Origin of the sequence: Brevibacillus sp. IT-7CA2, from assembly GCF_949767855.1 — a bacterium.
Classification (GTDB): domain Bacteria; phylum Bacillota; class Bacilli; order Brevibacillales; family Brevibacillaceae; genus Brevibacillus.
On record NZ_CATKQT010000033.1, the window covers coordinates 32,911 to 53,801 of the forward strand.

The 20,891-nt window shown below is 45.9% G+C and carries 26 protein-coding genes; all 26 read left to right on the top strand.

Annotated elements, in window-relative coordinates:
• Nucleotides 1-105 precede the first annotated feature (105 nt).
• Nucleotides 106-567, top strand: a complete 462-nt coding sequence (locus ACM6JA_RS16650) for an NUDIX hydrolase (protein ID WP_414853203.1) — start codon at nt 106-108, stop codon at nt 565-567.
• Between the two features lie 818 nt (nt 568-1,385).
• Entirely contained in the window at nt 1,386-2,039 is a 654-nt protein-coding gene (locus ACM6JA_RS16655) for a hypothetical protein (RefSeq protein WP_414853204.1), read from the top strand.
• Between the two features lie 53 nt (nt 2,040-2,092).
• Nucleotides 2,093-2,587 (top strand): hypothetical protein, encoded by a 495-nt coding sequence (locus ACM6JA_RS16660; RefSeq protein ID WP_414853205.1) that lies wholly within the window; start codon nt 2,093-2,095, stop codon nt 2,585-2,587.
• Nucleotides 2,588-2,806: 219 nt separating this feature from the next.
• Nucleotides 2,807-3,316 carry a ParB N-terminal domain-containing protein gene (locus ACM6JA_RS16665; RefSeq protein WP_414853206.1) on the top strand — a complete coding sequence of 170 codons (510 nt, stop codon included), beginning with the start codon at nt 2,807-2,809 and terminating at the stop codon, nt 3,314-3,316.
• The gene (locus tag ACM6JA_RS16670) at nt 3,313-3,921 is read left to right on the top strand and encodes a protein Mom (RefSeq protein ID WP_414853207.1); all 609 of its coding nucleotides are present in this window, start codon (nt 3,313-3,315) and stop codon (nt 3,919-3,921) included. Before ACM6JA_RS16665 ends, ACM6JA_RS16670 begins: the two co-directional genes overlap by 4 nt.
• Nucleotides 3,922-4,051: 130 nt before the next feature.
• Nucleotides 4,052-4,285 carry a hypothetical protein gene (locus ACM6JA_RS16675; protein ID WP_144617463.1) on the top strand — a complete coding sequence of 78 codons (234 nt, stop codon included), beginning with the start codon at nt 4,052-4,054 and terminating at the stop codon, nt 4,283-4,285.
• 46 nt (nt 4,286-4,331) lie between these two features.
• On the top strand, nt 4,332-4,742 hold the full coding sequence (locus tag ACM6JA_RS16680; RefSeq protein ID WP_186380526.1) for a DUF2878 family protein: 411 nt from the start codon (nt 4,332-4,334) through the stop codon (nt 4,740-4,742).
• A 69-nt stretch (nt 4,743-4,811) separates the two neighbouring features.
• Nucleotides 4,812-5,435 (top strand): hypothetical protein, encoded by a 624-nt coding sequence (locus ACM6JA_RS16685; protein WP_414853208.1) that lies wholly within the window; start codon nt 4,812-4,814, stop codon nt 5,433-5,435.
• A complete protein-coding gene (locus ACM6JA_RS16690; RefSeq protein WP_414853209.1) occupies nt 5,416-6,864 on the top strand; it encodes a terminase large subunit domain-containing protein in 1,449 nt (482 codons plus the stop codon). The genes ACM6JA_RS16685 and ACM6JA_RS16690 overlap by 20 nt, the downstream gene beginning before the upstream one ends.
• Complete coding sequence (locus ACM6JA_RS16695) at nt 6,864-8,294, top strand: phage portal protein (protein ID WP_414853210.1); 1,431 nt, start codon at nt 6,864-6,866, stop codon at nt 8,292-8,294. Before ACM6JA_RS16690 ends, ACM6JA_RS16695 begins: the two co-directional genes overlap by 1 nt.
• On the top strand, nt 8,287-9,114 hold the full coding sequence (locus ACM6JA_RS16700; RefSeq protein WP_414853211.1) for a phage minor head protein: 828 nt from the start codon (nt 8,287-8,289) through the stop codon (nt 9,112-9,114). Before ACM6JA_RS16695 ends, ACM6JA_RS16700 begins: the two co-directional genes overlap by 8 nt.
• Before the next feature lie 22 nt (nt 9,115-9,136).
• Nucleotides 9,137-10,357 (top strand): XkdF-like putative serine protease domain-containing protein, encoded by a 1,221-nt coding sequence (locus ACM6JA_RS16705; RefSeq protein WP_414853212.1) that lies wholly within the window; start codon nt 9,137-9,139, stop codon nt 10,355-10,357.
• A gap of 13 nt (nt 10,358-10,370) precedes the next feature.
• Nucleotides 10,371-11,306 carry a major capsid protein gene (locus ACM6JA_RS16710; RefSeq protein ID WP_414853213.1) on the top strand — a complete coding sequence of 312 codons (936 nt, stop codon included), beginning with the start codon at nt 10,371-10,373 and terminating at the stop codon, nt 11,304-11,306.
• Nucleotides 11,306-11,542 carry a hypothetical protein gene (locus tag ACM6JA_RS16715; protein WP_414853214.1) on the top strand — a complete coding sequence of 79 codons (237 nt, stop codon included), beginning with the start codon at nt 11,306-11,308 and terminating at the stop codon, nt 11,540-11,542. Before ACM6JA_RS16710 ends, ACM6JA_RS16715 begins: the two co-directional genes overlap by 1 nt.
• Nucleotides 11,508-11,888, top strand: coding sequence for a hypothetical protein (locus ACM6JA_RS16720; RefSeq protein WP_414853215.1), 381 nt, complete (start codon nt 11,508-11,510; stop codon nt 11,886-11,888). The genes ACM6JA_RS16715 and ACM6JA_RS16720 overlap by 35 nt, the downstream gene beginning before the upstream one ends.
• Nucleotides 11,889-11,896: 8 nt before the next feature.
• Nucleotides 11,897-12,211, top strand: a complete 315-nt coding sequence (locus ACM6JA_RS16725; RefSeq protein WP_414853216.1) for a hypothetical protein — start codon at nt 11,897-11,899, stop codon at nt 12,209-12,211.
• Nucleotides 12,211-12,714 carry an HK97 gp10 family phage protein gene (locus ACM6JA_RS16730; protein ID WP_414853217.1) on the top strand — a complete coding sequence of 168 codons (504 nt, stop codon included), beginning with the start codon at nt 12,211-12,213 and terminating at the stop codon, nt 12,712-12,714. The genes ACM6JA_RS16725 and ACM6JA_RS16730 overlap by 1 nt, the downstream gene beginning before the upstream one ends.
• Entirely contained in the window at nt 12,714-13,181 is a 468-nt protein-coding gene (locus ACM6JA_RS16735; RefSeq protein ID WP_414853218.1) for a hypothetical protein, read from the top strand. Before ACM6JA_RS16730 ends, ACM6JA_RS16735 begins: the two co-directional genes overlap by 1 nt.
• The gene (locus tag ACM6JA_RS16740) at nt 13,181-13,375 is read left to right on the top strand and encodes a hypothetical protein (protein WP_414853219.1); all 195 of its coding nucleotides are present in this window, start codon (nt 13,181-13,183) and stop codon (nt 13,373-13,375) included. The genes ACM6JA_RS16735 and ACM6JA_RS16740 overlap by 1 nt, the downstream gene beginning before the upstream one ends.
• Before the next feature lie 2 nt (nt 13,376-13,377).
• Nucleotides 13,378-14,715 (top strand): phage tail sheath subtilisin-like domain-containing protein, encoded by a 1,338-nt coding sequence (locus ACM6JA_RS16745; protein ID WP_414853220.1) that lies wholly within the window; start codon nt 13,378-13,380, stop codon nt 14,713-14,715.
• Nucleotides 14,716-15,168, top strand: a complete 453-nt coding sequence (locus tag ACM6JA_RS16750; protein WP_414853221.1) for a hypothetical protein — start codon at nt 14,716-14,718, stop codon at nt 15,166-15,168.
• Between the two features lie 11 nt (nt 15,169-15,179).
• The gene (locus ACM6JA_RS16755; RefSeq protein ID WP_414853222.1) at nt 15,180-15,641 is read left to right on the top strand and encodes a hypothetical protein; all 462 of its coding nucleotides are present in this window, start codon (nt 15,180-15,182) and stop codon (nt 15,639-15,641) included.
• Nucleotides 15,642-15,859: 218 nt separating this feature from the next.
• Nucleotides 15,860-16,729: a hypothetical protein gene (locus ACM6JA_RS16760; protein ID WP_414853223.1), complete on the top strand. Its 870-nt coding sequence runs from the start codon at nt 15,860-15,862 to the stop codon at nt 16,727-16,729.
• Nucleotides 16,730-16,779: 50 nt separating this feature from the next.
• Complete coding sequence (locus ACM6JA_RS16765; protein ID WP_414853224.1) at nt 16,780-19,362, top strand: hypothetical protein; 2,583 nt, start codon at nt 16,780-16,782, stop codon at nt 19,360-19,362.
• Nucleotides 19,343-19,921 (top strand): hypothetical protein, encoded by a 579-nt coding sequence (locus ACM6JA_RS16770; protein WP_414853225.1) that lies wholly within the window; start codon nt 19,343-19,345, stop codon nt 19,919-19,921. The genes ACM6JA_RS16765 and ACM6JA_RS16770 overlap by 20 nt, the downstream gene beginning before the upstream one ends.
• Nucleotides 19,922-19,937: 16 nt before the next feature.
• The gene (locus ACM6JA_RS16775) at nt 19,938-20,888 is read left to right on the top strand and encodes a hypothetical protein (RefSeq protein WP_414853226.1); all 951 of its coding nucleotides are present in this window, start codon (nt 19,938-19,940) and stop codon (nt 20,886-20,888) included.
• Nucleotides 20,889-20,891 lie beyond the last annotated feature (3 nt).

Genomic DNA, 20,891 nt, shown 5'->3' on the forward strand with positions numbered 1-20,891 from the left:
ACTGAGTTGACTATCGTATTTTCATATAAGTTGCAATGTTTAATTTCCGTTTATAAGAGTGCTTGAAGAAAAGTATTGTAAAAAGTACATTGGGGGAAAAGTAATTTGAATGACTATATAACAACAATGAGAAAACTCATTGGTCATGAAACACTATTAACAGTGGGCTGTGGAGCTATAATCGAGGATAACTTTGGGAGAATTCTGCTTCAACAAAAAAGAGATATTTGGGGTCTACCAGGTGGCCTTATGGAAATTGGGGAAACCTTTGAGGAAACTGTTAGAAGGGAAGTTTTTGAGGAAACTAATTTGGTAATCACTCAATTAAAGTTGTTTGGTATCTACTCAGGAAAAAATGGTTTTGCCCAGTATACAAATGGAGATAAAGTTTTTAGTGTACAGATTATTTTTCATGTGACCAATTTTACAGGTACAGTACAAGGCAATGAGGAAAGTACACAACTTCAATTCAGATATAAATATGATATACCTGACAATTTAAATCCTCATCAAGCCCCATTTATCTTAGATTGGTTACATGGAAGAATCCCACCTGTAATAAAATGATTTTGCCTTTAACGGGTTCAGTTGCTTATATACAGATGTGCCTGAAACCACCTTTGAGGTGGTTTCAGGCTGTCGAGAAACCCCCAGTCTGGATTTCTCGGATTAAGATAAAAAATTTTGACCTTCTAGATTCGCTTCTAAGGCGTTTTACGAAGGTGGGGAGACATATTTGTACCCCCTAAAATGGCACAGAAAGTCCCCTTTTTTGCGAAAGGGGACTTTCTCAACACTCTGAAACCACCTTTGAGGTGGTTTTTTTGTTGGTGTTCTAAATGAAAAATATTAGCTCGAAAAATCCCGACAAAAAGCTGGATAAAAACCGGACAAAATCAGGGATAAAAGGCAGGACGATTTGAAATGTTGGAATCGGTAATCTTGAGTCAAGAGCAAACGACATCGGCTCTTGGGAGATACCGCCTATCCCTTATCAATGGTGTACCTGAGCGAATCTATGGGTGATGACGAATGTGACCTTACGAGAGGGGGACATTCTGAGCCTGAACGCACCAGTTGCGACGAGCGTAGCAGGGAACCATGCAATTATTTTTCATTGTATGCATTACAGCGGTTTTCAAGTTTTGGGAACCCCTCTCGGAGCTTTAGAAAATCGCGAACTACTCTGCTGGGATGTACCGGACAGGGGACTACATGCGAGACCTACGGCTCCGGCCACTCGCCCCTTGTCCAGTATCTCTCATATTCGAATACGCCGATCCTGCCCCAAGAGTGTAGAGGCTTTTTTCCGGTAAGCAGGGGCAAATGCTTACTGATTGTTCTGCACCACCTCTAGAAGTCTGTGACCGCAGCAGGCATAAGGATTGGCTCGCGGTGGAGCTCCCCTGCCGAAACAAGTGGGGGAAATAGTAAAAAAGTTACAGGAAATAGCACCCAATTGTCGAAATGTTAAAGAACGACACGAGGGAAGGAAGAATAATATGGTCGATTGCATACTGTTGAATAAGGTGAAAATTGAGGTCGACGAATACGAAGTAGTTCCGGTTGTTGATGAAAAGACTGGAAAAGAATTAAAAACGATTGAAATAGTGTTTAGGAAGAATACTGAACAGGAAAGAGAAATATTTATTAACTTGCTAAACCAAAATAAATTTTCATTTGAAGTACCTGAGCAAAATTTAGTGCTTGACGTAACTAGATCAAATCTTTCATATCGCTATACTGATAAATCTGATTACACGACATTTACGGTAAGTTTTAAAGAAATCGATCCTGAAAATATAGAGAACGTTCCAGAATCTCCGTATCTGTTCATATTTAAGGGTCTAATAGACGTGGCTATTGGAAATTGGTTAAGGACAAGAGCTATATCTGAGTTGCTTCAAGAGAAGGGGATAATCACGAAAGAAGAATATGATAACCAACTCAGCGTTGTCTTCGAACGGGACCATGATAAATTATTGAGAGAATTATTGGATTCGTTTGATCAAAATTTGGATGAGAAATCAGATAAGTGAATTTGATTAAGCACCTATGTGGTGCTTTTTTTCATGGAGGTGGGTGAAATGTAGTGCGTCAGTACGTCGACTCAACAACAGGAGAAATATACTACACCGAGGAAGTGCTGCGCCGGTCGGACGAGATTGTAAAAGTATTTCGTCCTGTAGGCCGCAGCTCAAAATTCGTGAAGATCAAAGCCAGCCAAAAGGCAAAGCGACGGCTCAGAAAGCTGTCACTCGCTGAGGCTGGCTTTTTGTTGAAGATCGCACCTTATGCCAGCGAGGGAACTAACCTCCTACAAGGCGACAATGAGCGCGGGCAAAAAGGGACGCCACTTACCGTCAAAGACCTTTCCCGCATCGCAGACTGCTCCTATCCAACGGCACGTAAGATCGTGAAGACATTCATTGAGCTGCACATAATGCGTCGAACTGACTTGGAAGGACGGTCAGCATTGGCAATCAATCCATTGTATTCTCTCAACGGGAAGACAGCAGAAGCGTGGCTCATGCACCTATTCAGCCAGGAGATCACAGAGGCAGGAGAAGACCCAAATTTGGACTAGGGGGTCGCCAGAAGCCAACAGCCAGCCAAGTCATGAAGCTCTAAGCCTCAACCAGATTTTTTGTGGTGAAAGAAAACATATACTTTTCCACTTGAATAGTAGTCGTTTCATTACACCTACAAAACATGGCACCAGCCCAACAGCATCAAGGCATACAGCAATTTAAGGGCTGGCAATATTCTTTATTCTTACTTTATTGCCACGAAGGAGCTGAACAGCTTGGACATACGAAAAATACCAGTCTCTAAAATCAATCCAGCCCCCTATAATCCGCGAATAGATTTGCAACCGGGCGACAGCGAATACGAGAAGCTGAAACGATCCATTCAAGAGTTTGGATACGTCGAGCCACTAGTCTGGAATGAGCAAACAGGTAATCTCGTCGGTGGGCATCAGCGTTTTAAAATCCTTGTGGAGCAAGGAACTACTGAAATAGAGGTTTCTGTTGTGTCCTTGGATGAAATCCAAGAGAAAGTTTTGAACGTCGCACTGAACAAGATCAGCGGTGATTGGGATGAGGAAGCATTGACCGCCTTACTTGGCGAGCTACAGGAAACAGGAGCCAACGTTGAATTATCTGGCTTTGATGAAGTGGATTTAAAGCGAATGCTTGGCGACATAGAAATTCCAAATTTTGAAGAAGGCACAGAAGAAGACCAAGGGGATTTAGGGATTCTGAATTCAAAACTGGTGAAGTGTCCGCACTGCGGAGAGGAGTTTGAACATTGACGCAGTTAAAAGTGGCTTGGGCAACTTATGAAGCGGCGAAATTTGCCTGTGAGAACTTCCACTATAGCAAATCTCTCCCTGCGGGAAAGCTAGTCAAAATAGGAGCCTGGGAAGATGGCAAGTTCATCGGAGTTGTTATTTTTAGTCGTGGAGCCAATAGCAGGATCGGTTCACCTTATGGCCTGACTCAAAAAGAGTGTTGTGAACTCACAAGGGTTGCATTAACCAGCCACAAATCATTCGTTTCTGAAATATTGGCAAAGGCAATCAAATTCTTGAAAGAGCAGTCACCCAATGTTCAGTTGATAGTGAGTTATGCAGATGTAGAACAAAATCATCATGGCGGAATTTATCAAGCAACCAACTGGATTTATGAAGGGAAAACAGAAGGTGAACGTTACTTTATCATCCATGGAAAAAAGACTCATGGAAAATCAATTCATTCGAGGTATGGGAAGGGAAGCCAACGATTGGATTGGATCAGAAAGAATATTGATTCCCATGCTGAAAATTACACTACACAAGGAAAACATAAATACCTCATGCCACTCAACAAGAAGATTCGTCGCAAAATCATGCCTTTGCACAAGCCATATCCAAAATAAAAAGGGAGACGCGTCAACGTCCCCCTGATCACCCGGGTCACCCCCGGCTGAGATAGTGGAAACCCGTGGCCACGGAAGATTCAAGCCACTATCTCGTTTTCCATTTTACAGGAAAGCCGAGGGTGTCACAATGAAAACAACTACAGAACAGTCTTCTCCTGAATCTATTGACCTTCTATTGCAATATCAAATCGAAGTAATGGAAGGCATCATGGAATCTAAGGATCAATACAGGAAAGTCGTGAAAGCAGCCATTGCAAAGTGGGTTAAGGACTTTCAATCTGGTCATATCGAAATTAAAACTGTAGATGACCTGAAAAAGCTGATAGAGCTAGACATTGAGTTGCAAAAACACGATTTATGAAACTCAAGTAGTCTCCTCCCGTATGAAAAATCTGGGAGGGAACTTTATGATTAAATTTTTTGAAAAAGGCATTTATGTTGTGATGTTAATTGCACTAGTATTGCCAATGATTGGTGCAATACAAGGGGGAAATTTATCAAATTGGGGTGAAATCACTAAAGGAATAGCTCAATTAAAGGTTACGGTATCCCTTGGATATGCTGCTTTGTTAGCAGCAATTGCAACGACATTCAAGCATGCGGGACAGTTTGCTAAACATAAGAAAGACCTTTACCATATGATATTGGCCTTCGTATTAATGATCTTCTTGGATATCACACTTTATGCGTGGTCGTTTACTGAATACTCAAGATATGGAAACATCCCAGTTTATATAATTGGTTGTTGGGCATTTTTATATGTCACAGCTAATTTCTTAAAAGTAATACGCAACATGATGAATATAGAGGAAAAGTAGGGCGCCAAAAATTGGCGTCTTTTCTTTTTGAAAACAACCCCATGAAGTGGTGAGGTGGTGGTCATGTAGATGGCAAGAAATCCTGAAAAGAAAAGATGCAAAGCAAGGAGTAAGCAGCGCGACGAGCAATGTAAAAACTGGGCTAAGCCCGGCTGGGACGTCTGCCGTTTCCACGGTGCTGGCGGCGGCGCACCAGAGCGTAATACTAACGCGGTCAAGACGGGCGAACATGAAACTATTTGGTATGACACCCTCGACGATGAGGAGCGCCAACTGTTCGAACTAATTAACCTCGATCCATTGGCTCAAGCAAATGAGCAGATCCGTTTTTTAAGTATCAGGGAACGCCGGATGATGATACGGATTCGAAAGCTTACGGAAGGGTTAACGGAGAAACAACGTCGAGTCTTGCAAAAGAGACTCCCCATCAAAACCCCGGTCGAAGTACATGAAGAGAAAACAGGCGTGAGCAAAACAGTCGTTCTCACTCATGAGGAATTGGTAACAGCAGAAATTGAAGAAACCGAGTACCGAGCGATTGAGGATATAATTGCGTTGGAAGAATCCTTGACCAGAGTACAGGACAAAAAATTGAAGGCAATACAGCTCAAGGCACAGTTGTTGAGCAACGGCGGCGGTCCTGAAAAGCAGATCACCGTCCGGAGGTGGTCGCGTGACAAGTCTGGAACTTGACCTCGATCCATTCGCGGATTGGACACCTCATGAAAAACAAATAGAAGTTATGGAATGCGATGCCCGAAACGTAGTCATGAACTGCGGGCGGCGCGGTGGTAAAACGAACGTAGGAGCCCGAAAGTTTTTCGATAACATCCTTGCAGATATTGAAGCAGGGAAGGGGTTACCCTATAAGCCGCCGTTAAACCTGAAAAAAGTGAAGAAACCCAAGCCACGGCTCGAATACTGGTGCGTAGCGCCTGATTACAACATGTCAGAGATTCAACAAGAGGAGCTCTCACAAGTCATTCCAGAGGACATGATCGACACTTGGAACGCATCGGGGAACTTCGTTTGGTTAACGGGATACATTCTGATCCGGTTTAAGTCGGCAGAAAATCCGAAAAAGCTTGTTGGGCGCGGGTTAGACGGAGTATGGCTTGATGAGGCATCGAAAATGAAGCCAGAAACATGGTCAGGCTATCTGGCCTATGCCCTAGCTGATAAAGGCGGGTGGTCTATCTGGACAACTACACCGGAGGGAATCAACTGGTTTGCAGAAGAAATTGTTTTACGTGGTCAATTTATTGATGCAGGATTGGATGACGATCGCTACCAGGATGATCCTGATTGGCGAAACTTCTATTGGACTTCAAAAGACAACCCGATTCCTGAATTGCAGAAGAACATACAGAGAATGATCGAGACGTACCCTGAGCGTTACGTGAAGCGCGAGATTTACGCGAAATTCAACGTTTTCCATGGTCAGGTGTATGAGGAGTTCGACCGAAGCGTTCACTGTGTTGATATACGCCCCGTTGATCTTGCGCGGCGTTTATTTGTCGTTACCTATCCAGACGGCGAGGAACGAGAGGTGATGTTCAAGCGGTATATCGGAGGTATGGACCACGGCTGGAATGACCCAGCGGTGCTATTGGTCTTTGGGTGTACTGACGAAGATTACTATTTGATCGAGGAAAGCTATCGCCAGCAAACCAATGTTCTGGTGGTAGATGCTCAAGGGAAGCTTGAGGACTGCCTTGTTAAGAGGTATTTGGAGCTTCAAAAGAATTACCCGATGGATGTCATTTGGGCAGACCCATCCGAGCCAGAAGATATTTCTACGTATCGTCGTTACAAGTTGCCTGTGTATCCAGCCGAAAATGCTATCGGTCCAGGAATACGTCGGGTGTCGAGTCTCTATAAGGTAAAAGAGTCGTCTGGCCGTCCCAACCTTTACATTGCTCGTACTGCCGTCGAGACGACAAAAGAAACAGGCAATTATAAGTATAAAGAGCAAAACGGCATCATGCTTGAAGAACCAGTCGATAAAGACAACCATACGCAGGATGCGAAGAGATACGCGACGTACAGTGACTGGCTCATGTTACTTCAAGCTAAGAAACGTGAGGATAGGAAAAAGAACGGGAAAGGAGGATGGATTTAATGTCTGGAGCCACAGGATGGTATCCCATTGGAAAGGCTGAGGGGGAGGGGGAAAGCAAGCAGCTTGTTATCGATCAATTCGAGCATGATTACGATGAACACAAACTCATACGCCCGACCATTGACCCTGTAGCCTGTGTTCAAGTAGTAAAGCAGAGCAACATCATTCCTCAATGTGTCGAAGCGTACAAAACAAACGTGGTTGGTTATGGCTATGCACTTACATACCAATCAGGTGAAAGCGACAAGACAGCTAAAGCAGAGTGGGATATTGCTGATCGATTCATGCAGACGGCCAATCTGGAAGAATCGACCGAGCAACTACTGAGCCAACTGGTTGAAGACCTTGAGCATTGCGGCAATGCTTATGTTGAGGTTGCGTGGGGCGGTGGGCTTCCCGCCATTTACCGTATACCCCCTGAATACATGCGCTGCACAGCACCACTCGAAAGGGTAGATATGAAGTATCGGCGTTTTGTGCAGGGAAAGGTTGAAGAGTTTACGCAAACCAAATGGGTGCGGAAATACGCGCAGAAGAGAGGGACAAACATAACGTGGTTCCGTGAATTCGGGGCGCCCGGTGAAGAGAATGAAGTCATTCATCTGCAACTAGGAAACGGGACTTACGGCGAACCACGTTGGTCAGGAAATTCACCGGGCATTGTTGGTTCAAGAAAAGCTGAGGAACTCAACTTTGAATACTTTGATAACGGTCGGATGCTAGATATGATTCTGACCGTGATAAACGGCGAGCTAGTTCCGCAGTCTATCGAATCCCTAAAAGGAGCAAGAGGAAAGAAGTCACGGGGCGGTATTCTTTATCTCGAAGTGCAAGGGTATGACAAAGGGATTTACGGTGATGAGAAGGAAAAGACGAGCATAAAACTGGACAAGCTGAATGACCTACTTCAACAAGATGCCCTTTTCATCGAATACAATCGGGAAAAACGCAAAGAAACTCGGTCAGCATTTCGGCTCCCGCCAATTCTCACTGGTGAATCTGAAGACTATAACAGAGCGACAAGCGACAACGCGCGCAGGATTGCAGAAGAACAGGTCTTTCAGCCATATCGCAAGTGGATTATGGATGAGATTTTCAACAAGCGACTGCTGCCTGCCATCGAGGTACACCGCGTGAATGCTATACTGAACAGCCCGAAAATCAGCGATCCAGAAGAGTGGAAAGCATTACTGGATTTCCTTGCTGACAGAGGAATTATGTTGGTGCGTCATCTCATTCCCATTGCGGAGGAAGTATTGGGAACCACCATTGATGAGTCGAAGTATACCGAGGAATACCTTGATACACCGATTGCCAGCTTAGGCAGTACAATTTCTCAAGGATCATTCGGTACATCTGATCAGCAAGAGCAAATGGCGACGATAGCAAAGCGTTTGCTTCGCGAAACGAGGGAACGCCAGCATGTGTGACCAGTGCCTTTATCTGATTGCCAAGGCAGATGACGACGAATTTCTTGATAGCCTCGACCTTTCTCACGCCGAGCGAGCGTTACTCGAGAAGCTGTACAAGGATGGCGAGGAGTCAATCGCTGATCTTCTTGAATTGCAGGGGAAGGCGCTCGATGATGCTATTCAAGAACTTAGCGACGAGCTTGCTACAGATGCGGATGAGCTATGGAAAGTCATATTACTGGTACAGACCGGAGACTATTTCCAAGAGAAGTTTGAGCAGGCTGTCTATGATGCTTTCATGCCGCTGTTTAATCTGGCCGGTGAGTCCGAAGCCATAGGAATCAATACAGATGCAGTATGGGAGCAGGAAAACAAAGCAGCAGCTCAATATGCCGAGAAGCTGAAAAAAATGGTGCCCGCAATGAATGACACTTCTGCCGATCGTATGATCCGATCGTTTAAGAAAGCGATTGAAGAAGGCGATACCCCTGCTGAAAGAGCTGTATTGGTCAGAGAGGTCAGTAGACAGGCTGCCATAGGCGAAGAGGGACCGTTCAACATGAATCGCTCTGTGACGATCTCTCGGACGATTTCTACAGCAGCAGCCAATGGCGGTAAGCTGGAAGGCTGGAAGCAGTCGGGGCTAGTAAGGAAAAAGCGGTGGCGGGCAGCGAATAACAAGCGCACTCGTAAGGATCACAAAGAGGCAAACGGTCAGACAGTCGATATCGACGAATATTTCGAAGTAGGAGGTGAGGAACTTATGCATCCAGGAGACCCGTCAGCAAGCGCAAAACAAATCGTGAAATGCAGATGCACGATGCAAGCTGTATTTTGATTGAATGGAGGTGAAAAGAAAAATGGGATACGCGTTAAAGGATGCAAGAATCACGCACATTTCCCTTGTGGATAAGGGGGCAAACGGAAAACCGTTCGCTATTATCAAAGAAGAGGGAAAAGAGTCTCTCCAAAAGGATATCCGTATCTCCAAGACTGATAAGGCAGAGCAACTGGTTTATGGAGTTGTTTATGAGCCGGATGTTGAGGACGCCCACGGAGATCAAATGACGGCAGAAGAGATCAAGAAGGCTGCTCATGGCTTTATGGAACGGCAAAGCACATACAATATCGACAAGCAGCACGACCTTGACGCCGACAAAGGATATGTATTGGAAACCTACATCGCACCAATTGACATGACTCTAGGTGATCAGGAGATCAAGAAAGGGTCATGGGTGACTGGCGTAAAAGTAACGGATGCAGACACCTGGGAACAAATCGAGAAAGGCGAGATTACTGGCTTCTCTATGTGGGGAGTGGGTAAGCGCGAAAAAATTGAGGGAGCCTCTTCGGATACCGACGATGAAACGGTAGAGAAGGGGCTTTTGCATTCAATCGCCAAGGCTGTTTCTCGAATTATTAAGGGTGATGTGAAAGACAAGTACGAGCGTAACAAGAAGAACAATGACTTCTGGAATGCTTGGAACGCCTTTGAATCAACAATCAAGCGTTACAACTGGCAGACAGATCGATACGAATTTGAGAGTGACCCAGAGAAGGCCAGAGAAGCGATCCAAGAATTCGCAGACATCCTGCAAGAGGTTCTTGGCGCAGCGGATATTGCGAAATCTCTCGGTAAGCCACCTGAACAGATTTCGAAAGCTGGAAAGAAACTTTCTAGTGCTCGCCTCGAAAAATTAAAAGAAGCCCACACCACCATAACCGACATTCTGGCAGAGGTGGATGACAAGGAGGAAGAAGACGTGAAACCAGAAGATATTCAAAAAGCTGTTGCGGCGGCTATGGCCCCAATTACCAAGCAATTGACTGATTTGCAGACGGAAGTAACAGAGCTTAAGAAGGCAGAAGGTGGAGCTGGCGACGAGGGGCAACAAAACGATCCTGCAACAGCCGCATTGACTGAAGCAGTTGCCAAGGCATTAGAGCCTATAACAAAGCAAGTGGAAACGTTGGGGAACGAGGTCCAACTGATTAAAAATGCAAGAGGTTCCAGTCAGCAACAGCCTGGAGATCCAATCCAAAAAAATGAAGATGATAGCTCCTTTAGCGGGCTATTGTAAGGAGGGTGTTCACATGAGAACTAACGGACAGATCATTACGAAAGCTGCAACAACAACGTCGCGTGACACTTCTGCGCTAAATTACAAACAGGTCGAAAAGTTTATTAACATGGCTTATGATTCTACGAGCTTCCTCAAGGGAATCCGTCATGAAACTCGTACGTCGGCACAAGGAACGATCGATAAAATTGGAGTAACTGGACGAAATCTGCGTTCAAAGGTAGAGGACGTTATGGCGACTAATACGAAAAAACCTGATTTTCCTCAGATTCCTTACTCTGTCTCTCCTGTTGTGCTGCCATTTGAAATTACTGAGGACTCTATTCGCCAAACACAGCGAGTCCGTGGGCAAGATATGGAGCAAGTCATTTTATACCACATGACGATGAACTACGGGGATAACATGCAGGACATCGGATTCAACGGCGACACGGCAACACCAAATACGAATCTGGATTATGATTTCCTAAAAATCAATGACGGTTGGTTGAAACTAGCTAGAACAAAAGGGAATTTTATCGACTGGCCGACAATCACAGCCGAAGAGAAAAAAGGTATCTTGTTTGAGCTTGAGCGTGCCATTCCAACGCGCCAACGTACAGGCGGGACGTTCAAATATTTCATGCACCCGAATACCTATTCCAAACGGTTGCAGAAGCTGGCTGAATTGGATAATTCAGCAGCTGTTCAGTTGCAGATTACGGGCGGAGTAAAGAAAATTAATGCCTACGATGTGGAAGAAGTACCTCATATGCCAGAAGGTGCAATTCTGTTTACCTATCAGCCCAACTTTGTCATGGTTCACACCTACGCCATGCAAATTCGCAAGACGACGGAGGGCAAGGAAGCAATCTACGCTGACAAACGATTCTACGCAATCCATTCCGACTTTGACCCGATCTTTGAGGAGCCAGCGGCTGTCTCCTACGTCGAAGGAGTTGAGTTTTAATGCTCGTCACATACATCGGGGAGAATAGTTCACTCCAGACTTACGGCTTTCGTTTTCAAAAGGACAAGCCTGTTGAGGTAAAGGATAAGAAAGTGCTAGATAAATTGAAAGCACGCGACGACTTCAAGATTCATGAGGCAGAGAAGCCAAGTCAGCAAAAAGGGTCCACAAATACGCCTGCTCCAGAAGGAGGGGCATTAGATGCTGACGTCGGAGAAGGTCAAACAGCAGAGTAGCACACGAGCCGTTCAGGACATGACACCTGAGCGGCTTTCCTATCTCATTGGTGAGGCCAAGGTAAGGATTGAGCTGTTCACGTCTCGCCCGTTCGTGGACAATGACGCCCGGCTCGAAGTAGCTCACTTCCGGTTGGTTGAGGCAATGGTATTGACGGACAATGATGAAACTCTTGGAGCAGAGGCACGCGGTATCACGTCTGAAAGTGATCAAGGTTACTCTTGGTCGGTCGACAGAGCTGCTGTTACCACAGGAAGTCCATTGGTTGATTCCATGCTGCGGCAGTGGATGTCCTTTACCGCCGAGGCAACAGACGGTGGTAACGTCAAGGCGATGATCTTATGAACCATCGGATGAATGATCAGATCGTTTTGAAACGAACAGTAACGGTTCGTGGTGAGCGTAACAGAGTTACCACTACCGAGTTACCCTCTCGTACCGTTATGGGGTGTATACGAGCCGTAGAATCATCATGGCAACGTCCAGCGAACACCGATCCGGTGGAATGGGATTATAAAGCGACCCTCGGCTTCTTACTGGGTGAGGATGTACGCAAAAATGATCGGGTCGAGACAACTGACCATGGGGAATTTGTTGTGGTTGATGTCAGGAAAGGGCGACGACTTCTAGCTGTGACAGCGATCCAGCAAAAACGGGGTGCGGAGTAGTGGACTTTAAACAGTTCGAAGAGCGCATGAGACGCTTGAATAAGAACGCACCCGAAATTATGCAGCGCATTGTTTATCAGCTCGGGGAAGAACTACTGAACGCTGTAACGGACGAAATTCTCAACCAAGCAGATGGGAAAGAACCGAATGGAGTTCTTGATACTGGAACACTTCTAAACTCTTTTAGTAAAGGCGATTCCAGTAACGTTTGGGTATTTGATAGAGAACGAGATACCTTAACGCTAGAGGTAGGCTCTAATCTGACATATGCAGAGCATGTAAATGATGGGTACACGATTGATAAAAGTTACTTTGTACCAGGTTACTGGAATGGTGTCGGAAAGTTCATTTATGACCCGTCTGCAAAAGGCGGATTCATGGTAAAACCACGGAGCTTCATTGGACGGAAATACTTCGACATTGCATTAAAGAATTTTCAGGGCGGCATGAAGACACTACTCGAAAAGCTACTACAAGCTGAGCTGGAAAGGATGGTGAAGTGATGGAGAACCGAGAGTTGTTATGCATTTTCGATTTGATCAACGAGGCATACCCTTCCCTTGACATCCTGGACAGCTTGGACGTGTGGTTGTCTGGCGAGTTTGAACCTCCCGTGGCCTTTATTCAGACCCAAGGGGTATCTGAGCGCGGAAATACTCTGACGTCGTACAAAATTATCTCCGACGCTGGGATAGTGTTGCATCATCGAAAGATGAAGTTGGTCGGGGGCCAAGAGGTTTATGAACCGATTTCTACTGAACCACTCCGACAATTATTAAGGGGCGAGCAGTACAGTTACCGGGGAAAAACTGACGGCCTATTTATCAACATTGATAACACGTCATTCCGCATCCGGTCGGATAGGAAGGATCGCACAGAAATAATATTTCGGTTTGAGTACGCCGCTGCGATTCCACGTCCAGTTGTTGAGAAAATCAACCACTTTGAAATCGAGGAGGACTGGTCCTAATGGCTAGAAAAGATATGCCGGATGAGTCATCCGGTTTGAATCGTTCCAGACGTGAATGGATAGAGAGCGCGGCTTATCTAGGAGCCGAGGGCTTCGAGGTAGCGGGTGCTCTTTTTCATTTGCAGGACCATGAGCAGGTACCTGAGAACGAAGTGAAAAAACGGCTTGCCAAATATAGAGGCGGTGAAAAGTAATCATGACAATCCAAAGAGAAAGACCGGGTGTAACGGTCGAACTGATCGCAAAAGCAAAAGAACGTGTCGTACCGAAAAGTGGTGTCGTACTGGTGCCGTACCAAGCGGAGTGGGGCGCGCCTGATGATCTGGTGAAGCTGGGGAGCTTTGAGGAGCGACTTGCCCAGACATTTGGCAAGGTCGATACCGTGGAGCTGGCAGCAGAAGGTGGCGCGACGATTCTCGCATACCGCATGACAAATGGCACAGCCACAAAAGCAGCGTATGAGCAAGCGGATGCGATCAGAGTCGAGGCTCTGTATCCAGGTTTGGTAGGTAACGAGTTGAAGGTTACGATCACTGCCTCAACGTCCGAGCCAGGTAAAAAAGAACTTCAGGTAACAGGCCCGCTGCAAACCGAGAAGTTTTCGTTTGCGGATGCGAATGAGCTGGCAACGAAAACGAGCCAATCCAACTATGTGCGTGTGAAAAAGCTGGGCGAGACTGCCGTTACAATCGTGCCAGAAACAGCGCTGACAGGAGCGAAAAGTGGCACAGTAGCGCTTACCCCAGCTGACTCTACTAAGCTGTTCATGGCTGTGTCCGGTGCTGATTTTGACACGATGTATCTGCCCTTTGACGATGCGGCTGTACAAGCGGCAGCGAAACAATTCATGAGCGATCGTCGCACGCAAAATAAGAAGCTCAGCACGCTGGTGATCGGTGGCAAGGCGGCGGATGACGAGAACATGGCGAAGCATATCGAGCGCTCTGTGGCGCAAAATGCCCGTTTTGTCGTGAATAGTGCTATCGCTGGTCAGCACAACAACGGAAAAGTATATGGCAGCCTGGAGTGGGCCGCATGGGTAGCGGGTATGATCGCCGCGACACCTGCACATGAATCGCTGACGGCCGTTGTCGTTCCGTTGAAAAAAGCGCTCAAGGATTGGGGCCACACCGATATTTTGAGTGCGCTCGGCTCTGGAACGCTGATCGCAACCCGCGACGGAGATGTGTACATCATCGAGAGCGCCGTCAATACACTGGCTGTTCTGGGTACGCATGAGCGCGAGGACTATGGAAAAATTCGAGTCAGCATGACTTTGGATCAAATCGTCAATGACATCAATCAGGTAGGTAAGAAATACAAAGGCAAGCTTTCGAACAACGACTTAGGCGGCGCGGTATTTGTCTCCGCCGTCAACGCTTATCTGACCGTCCGAGAGCAGCAAGGAGCAATCGATACAGGCTGGACATTTACGGACAAAAAGAATGGCGTGGGTGATCGTCGTGGTTTCTTGCTTTCTGCAAAGCCTCTTGATGCCATCGAATACTTCGATATTGATTGGGAGGTGCAATAATTGGCTATCGCACGCGATATCAAGCTGAAAAACTGCCAAGTATATGACGATAACGGCGATCCGATTTACGGCACGCTGGAGGGCAAGATGGTCCTCAAGGTAGAGTATGGAGATACTGTTCGTCTTCAACGAGGAAAAATTCAAACGGTAAACGATTGGCATGTAGAGGTGACACTGACGATCACAGCAACCAATGCCGATCTGAAATATTTCTGCGTGGAGAACCTAACAAAAGGTAAGACACCTGTCCTACCGTTCCTGATCGGAGAGACGTTGGATAAAGAGGCGGGAAACTCCGAGCGTGTCCGAATCTCCAACATTGTGCTGAATCCCGAAGAAATCGCTTTGTGGGAAGCCAAGGCGGATGGAAACGATAATGCAACATATGAGATTAAAGGCATGTCAAACGAGAAACCGGACTACCTGGACAAGCTGCCAGAGTACTTCGACTAGGAGGAATCATTGTGAGCAAATTGGATAAGTTTTTAGCGAAAGCAAAAGAGCCGGTGCAGAGACGCACTGGCACTGTTGTTATTGATGGTGATGAATGGCAAGTGCGAGAGCTTACGATGTCTGAGACGCGGGCATGCTTCCGATTAGCAGAGGACAGCAACGGGAACCTTGATACATTCCGTTACAATGATGTTCGCATTGTCAAAGCTACTGAGCATGAGTTTCCATGGAACAGTAAGGAGCTCCTGTTAGCTTACAATGCAAAGGATAAATTTGATCTACCTGTAAGACTCTTTGAAAGCAATCGAGACGGTTATTCTGACCTTTTGGACAAGGTAAATGAGGTAAACTCGAAGGTCAAATCAGAACAAGAAGTGGTTGAAGAACTAAAAAACTCATCAGAACCGATGGAGAATCAAGCCACCTCTGTCGGGCATACCTCAGAGGTAGAGGGAAACCATCAGACATCCTAGAGTATGAGGTTGATCCTTATATGCAAAAGTTATTCATTACGGCTTGCCAAGCAATTGAAGCAGAAGAAGAGGAGAAGGCAAGCACATAGCTTTCTCCCTTCTCCCGAGCGGTTGGGGGCTGGGGAGAGGGAGGAAAGTCACTTTTTGTCGTTTGTTGCCGAATGGTTTAATCTGACTTTTCTTATAGCCTGAGGTAGAATTGTGGACGAGGTGAAGGTATGAAACGGACATTAATCTTATTCTCGTTCTTCTTACTTACTGCGTGTTCAAACAATACGATCGATGAAACAGCAAGTGCGCCAACGGAGAAAATACAGGGTACAACTGAGCAAACTGCAAAAGAAAATGAAGCAAAACATACTCCTCAAGATGATTTGGATTTTGCAAAAAAAGCTTTTACATGGTTCGAAGAATCGCGTCTTCCAATGTACAACATGAGAGACACCACTACTAAAGATAAGAATATGTATAATGGGTTAACTGCTAGCATGTCATCCAATGGAGTAAATGTGCTTTTGTTTGATAACGAAGAAAATGCAAAAAAATATGAGAGCGATACATTCTCGATGTTAACTAAAGGGAGAGTGCTTTTGTCTATTAAAGACGAGGCAAACGCTGACAATTATGTAAGAGTGTTATCGGAAGAGAAAGCAATACCTGACCTAGCCATAAAATATTTAAGTCCTCAAGTTGAGAAATTTGTAACTCAATTGAATACTTATAAATCCTATCAAGACTTCACGAATCAATTTCTTAAGTTTGACCAACCAACCAGAACCTCAATTTATCAGACATACTTATATACACGAGAATTCGAATGGGAAGGTACTGTTCTTGACCGTGATACTGTACCAGAAGGTTTAATTTTGTGGTGTGGGCCCCAAGCGAAGAAGCCGAAGCATTGGTTAGATTCTAAGGGGAAAATCGTAAGTCTGTCTGACATAGTAGTAATAAAACTGAAGGATGAAGATACAAAGGCTTATATAGAGGCTGGGAACAAAGTGAAATTCAAAGGCAAGATGAATAGGATTTGGAATAAAGAATGGAACAAGAACTGGGAGTTTATCGATTCAGAAGTAATTAAATAAAAGTGAAAAAGCACTCTTATCAGGGTGCTTTTTTTATTGGAGGTGATACCATGGGTGCAGTTGTAGGGCTTACCGCGTATATCCAAGCGAAAAATCAATTGAGTCCAGAACTTCAAAAGCTAATTAAATCATCTCGAAATGCTCAGAAAGAAATGCGCCAGCTTGATGAAGCGACTCAAGAAATGGTCAAGGAAATGCAAAGAAGTATCAAGCGGGCAGCAGATCAGAGCGAACGAGATTTTAAGCGGGAATTTGCTCAAATGCAACAGGAGGCACAGCACCTAAAACGTCAACTCGAGGAGTTGGGTTCAACAAGAGCTAATCCAAAAATCAATGTAGACGATCAGGCTCGGCGAGAGGTAGCTGCTGTTAAGCAAGAAGTAAAGGCTTTGGATGGCTCAAAAGCAACGGTGCAAATTGAAGCAGCGGCAGGTCCGGGCGCAAACGAAATACTTGCAGGTGGTCTTTTAGCTGGGTTAGCTACATACGGAGGAGCTGGCTTCATAGATCAGCTCACCTCAGAAAGTCAGGCTAATGCACGAAGAGCTTTGTTGGGTGCTACTGCCGACGAATTGCATCAGTTCCAAAAAGAAGCGCAGAATCTCGCAATAATGAATCCAAACGTTGATCGGACGCAAATCAAGGATTTAATGACGATGTCAACCAGATTCGATCCGAAAAATGGTGCAGACATCACCAAACAAGCTATTCAACTTAATGCCATCCGACCTGATTTAGGTGGTGTAGAAGAATATCAAAAAGCCATGTTTACCATGCAGCAGGCCTACCCGGATATCACTGATGTAGGTCGTTTTGGTGATACTCTCGCCGAGATAGCCAGCACTACGACCGACATTCGGGGAGAGGCACTTGACTCAATCGTTGAATACAGCACGCAGGTGACGAAGTTCCTGGACACGCCTGAAAAGCTTGCTGCTTTGACCAAGGAAATGAATAATCTGTGGTCGATTGATAAAGGCTTTGATGCATTGAAAGAAGCAACCATCAAGCTCGACAATCAGGGGGATATGGTCAATGTTTTAAAAACAGCGTATGAGGCGCAGGACATTGATTCTGATGAAGCTCAAAAACGAGCTGAGAAAGAATCGAAAATTATTGCAGAAGCGATCCACTCGTCTAACGCAGCAGATAATCAATTCGCAATAGCAGCACTGATGCAGACGTTTGGCGGCATTCAAGATAAAAAGGTCAGGCAGGAACTATTTAACGAATTGGGAGCTGGTCCAGGGGAAGACATCGCGAAGGCATTTGCGCCACTTTTACAGTCTGCGGGTAGGATTGGTATGGCTGACGCAAGGGAGTATGACTACTCCGGTAAGCTCAATCAAGAATTTAAAACATATCAGGACAATGACTCATTACAAGGGTTTGTTCAGGCAAAAGCATTGCTCACGACTGAGTTGGTTGGGTTAGGCTTAGCATTAGCTGAGGACTTGGAGCCAGCAATCAGATGGACGGCGGATGCATTACAGAGCCTAAAGGAAATGGTTGAAGGAGCTCCGCCTTGGCTCACATTGGCGGGGTTAGGTACAGTTGTTGGAGTGGTGACAATTGCGCTTTGGAAGATGAAAGTTGCGCTCGACGCAGCAACCGCCGCAGCCGTACAGAGAAAGCTAGCTAGGGGGCAGGATTCTGGCCCTGATTTACCGGATTTACCAGATGGACCCGATAAGGGTGGTAAGCCGAAAGGAAAAGGTAAGGGCAAAGGCGGATGGTTTAATCCGTTCAACTGGGGAAGCAAAGGCGACAAAACGCCACAATCAGCAAAGGATTTTGCATTCAAAAATCCGCTGGAAGAAGCGACAAAACCTTCAAACTGGAGAGATAAGTTCAAAAATTGGGGTGGAATGCTGCCGAAAGGTGATGCCGTGCTAGATAGTCTCAAAGGTGCATGGGATGTCACTAAAACCACTGGAACAAATCTGGTTCGAAAAGTACCTGAAACACTCAAAAGCATAGGCGGCATGCTACCATCACGCGACACAATCATGAAGGGCTTAAAAATTGGTTGGGAAGGATTAAAGACTTCAAGCGGTAGTTTAGCACGCAAAATACCAATCGCTGGGATAGGTATAGGCTTGGGACAGATGTTGACTGCCGATGATCCACTTAAAATGGCAGGGCAAATCGGCTCTGAAATACTTGGTAGTGCTGCAGGTGCGGCAGCAGGCGCTTCAATTGGTTCGTCAATACCTGGTGTGGGAACTGCGGCAGGTGGGATTGTCGGTAGTATCGCAGGAGCTTTCGGGGGCGCGGCTATGTATGACAAGGTGTTGGAATGGTGGAATGCGGCACCTGCAACGCCACCAGATTTTACTTCGGCTTTATCTGTTATCCCGAAACAAGCTACTGCTCCAGTTCCGGTTGGTCCACCGATACCCGTAATACCAGCAGTTGGAAATGCTGCAAATAAGCCGAAGGTGGTTTCAGTAACAATCCCACAAGTGACGGTTCCTCTTCAAGTTGCTGGTGTGCTTCAAGACATTCCGACCATGCTGAAAATGCTCAGTGATCCGTCTGTTGGTCAAAAGATAAAAGATATCATTGAGAAATCACTAATGGACGCACTGGAGACAAGAGGAGGTGTTGCGGGTGATCCGATTACAAGGTAAATATCGGCTGACCTTCCCCGTCACTCCGGCTGAAATTCAATTTCGCGGTTATGGGAATGACATCGAGAGCACAACGACAATCAGTTTGCTCACGAACAATCGGATATCAGGAAGACGTCCGAAATCCATTTCTTTCGACTTCTTCCTTCCAGGTGATACGGAAGCACCATACATCGAAGTAGAAGGGTATCAGGGGCCGCGTGAATGGCTTGCGGGTATTGATCGCTTAATGGGAGCTGCGGTGCTGCTGACCATTAGTGAGCTGGATTTGGCTTGGAATGTTCTTATCGGCCCATGCGATGGTAGGTTTGTGGGTAAAAACGTAGATTACCATGGGTCAATAGAATTTCCTCTTTTCATGAAAGATGAGTTCGTGACCTGGAGTAATCAAACGCAGGTCTTGAGTCCAAGCAGTGTGATAGCGAAGCAACAGACTGCCAGACCGAATACGAGCGGCAAGAAGCCAAAGAAGAAAAGCAACAATGAATCTTTGATTGCACCATTGCAGGCATTACAGCGCGACCGTATCCATAGTAAAGTAAAAGGATTTCAACCGTAGATAAGGGGTGAAAGTTTTGAAGGTTATTTACGGGAAAGAATCTACACGTTATGACCTTACCAATCAAATACAGGAACTGTCCTGGTCATCGTCTCGCGGTCAAATTGCACAGAACTGTGACATCAGAATCAAGGATGCCCCGCCGTTACAGTCGGCGGGTTTTCTTATGGCCTTTGCGGGGCAAGACCTTAAGGAATCAGAGCAGTTTTTTCACGGCCCGATGGTTCGCTTCGACCGCGATGGAAAGACAAACGACCTGTCAGCCACGGCATATGAGGTCAGTTGGTACTTGCAAAAGAACGAGACTTCTCGCTTGAAACTGAATGGCGATGCGGGCAAGGAGCTAGAAAGAATCATCAAGGCAACCGGAATCAAATTCAGTTGCCCGGCATTTGGGTTTACAATCAAGGATAGGCTTAGCCCACAGTCCTATACGTCGCTATTCACGTCACTGACAGAGCAAGCTTACGAGAAAACGGGTTTTCGGTATTTTGTACAGCATCAGCGTGACAAGTTGATTGTGTTGCCAGAGGGTCAAAACAGTGTCGTCCCTATGTTCAAGGCAAGCATGCTGGAAAGCAGCTCAACAGGGGAGAGCATCGAGGAAGTGTATACGGTAGTCACGGTCGAGCGGTACAAGGATGATAAGGTAGCTGGCAGCGCAACGAAAGAAGATGCGAGCCTAATCAAACAAATCGGACGCATGCAAAAAGTCATCGATACGGGTGAAGAGAAGAACCTAGCTGCCCTTGCTGCGAAACAGTTGGCCACATTGTCGAAGATACCCAAGACTCGCTCTATCTCCGTAAGGCATGAAGACAATAACGCTGCCCGAATACGAGCTGGCTGGCTTATCAAGATCATGGAGAAAGACAGCAAGACGATAACGAACTGGATTGTTACGAGCTGCAACGCAAGATGGAAGGGCGGGCAATACACAATGGATTTACAGATGGAAGGGAGGTAGTAG

Bases quoted from the DNA above. Each gene is read 5' to 3' on its own strand.
- ACM6JA_RS16675 (WP_144617463.1), top strand. From the start codon at position 4,052: ATGAAAACAACTACAGAACAGTCTTCTCCTGAATCTATTGACCTTCTA.
- ACM6JA_RS16680 (WP_186380526.1), top strand. From the start codon at position 4,332: ATGATTAAATTTTTTGAAAAAGGCATTTATGTTGTGATGTTAATTGCA.
- ACM6JA_RS16685 (WP_414853208.1), top strand. From the start codon at position 4,812: ATGGCAAGAAATCCTGAAAAGAAAAGATGCAAAGCAAGGAGTAAGCAG.
- ACM6JA_RS16695 (WP_414853210.1), top strand. From the start codon at position 6,864: ATGTCTGGAGCCACAGGATGGTATCCCATTGGAAAGGCTGAGGGGGAG.
- ACM6JA_RS16700 (WP_414853211.1), top strand. From the start codon at position 8,287: ATGTGTGACCAGTGCCTTTATCTGATTGCCAAGGCAGATGACGACGAA.
- ACM6JA_RS16705 (WP_414853212.1), top strand. From the start codon at position 9,137: ATGGGATACGCGTTAAAGGATGCAAGAATCACGCACATTTCCCTTGTG.
- ACM6JA_RS16710 (WP_414853213.1), top strand. From the start codon at position 10,371: ATGAGAACTAACGGACAGATCATTACGAAAGCTGCAACAACAACGTCG.
- ACM6JA_RS16715 (WP_414853214.1), top strand. From the start codon at position 11,306: ATGCTCGTCACATACATCGGGGAGAATAGTTCACTCCAGACTTACGGC.
- ACM6JA_RS16720 (WP_414853215.1), top strand. From the start codon at position 11,508: ATGCTGACGTCGGAGAAGGTCAAACAGCAGAGTAGCACACGAGCCGTT.
- ACM6JA_RS16725 (WP_414853216.1), top strand. From the start codon at position 11,897: ATGAATGATCAGATCGTTTTGAAACGAACAGTAACGGTTCGTGGTGAG.
- ACM6JA_RS16735 (WP_414853218.1), top strand. From the start codon at position 12,714: ATGGAGAACCGAGAGTTGTTATGCATTTTCGATTTGATCAACGAGGCA.
- ACM6JA_RS16740 (WP_414853219.1), top strand. From the start codon at position 13,181: ATGGCTAGAAAAGATATGCCGGATGAGTCATCCGGTTTGAATCGTTCC.
- ACM6JA_RS16745 (WP_414853220.1), top strand. From the start codon at position 13,378: ATGACAATCCAAAGAGAAAGACCGGGTGTAACGGTCGAACTGATCGCA.
- ACM6JA_RS16760 (WP_414853223.1), top strand. From the start codon at position 15,860: ATGAAACGGACATTAATCTTATTCTCGTTCTTCTTACTTACTGCGTGT.
- ACM6JA_RS16765 (WP_414853224.1), top strand. From the start codon at position 16,780: ATGGGTGCAGTTGTAGGGCTTACCGCGTATATCCAAGCGAAAAATCAA.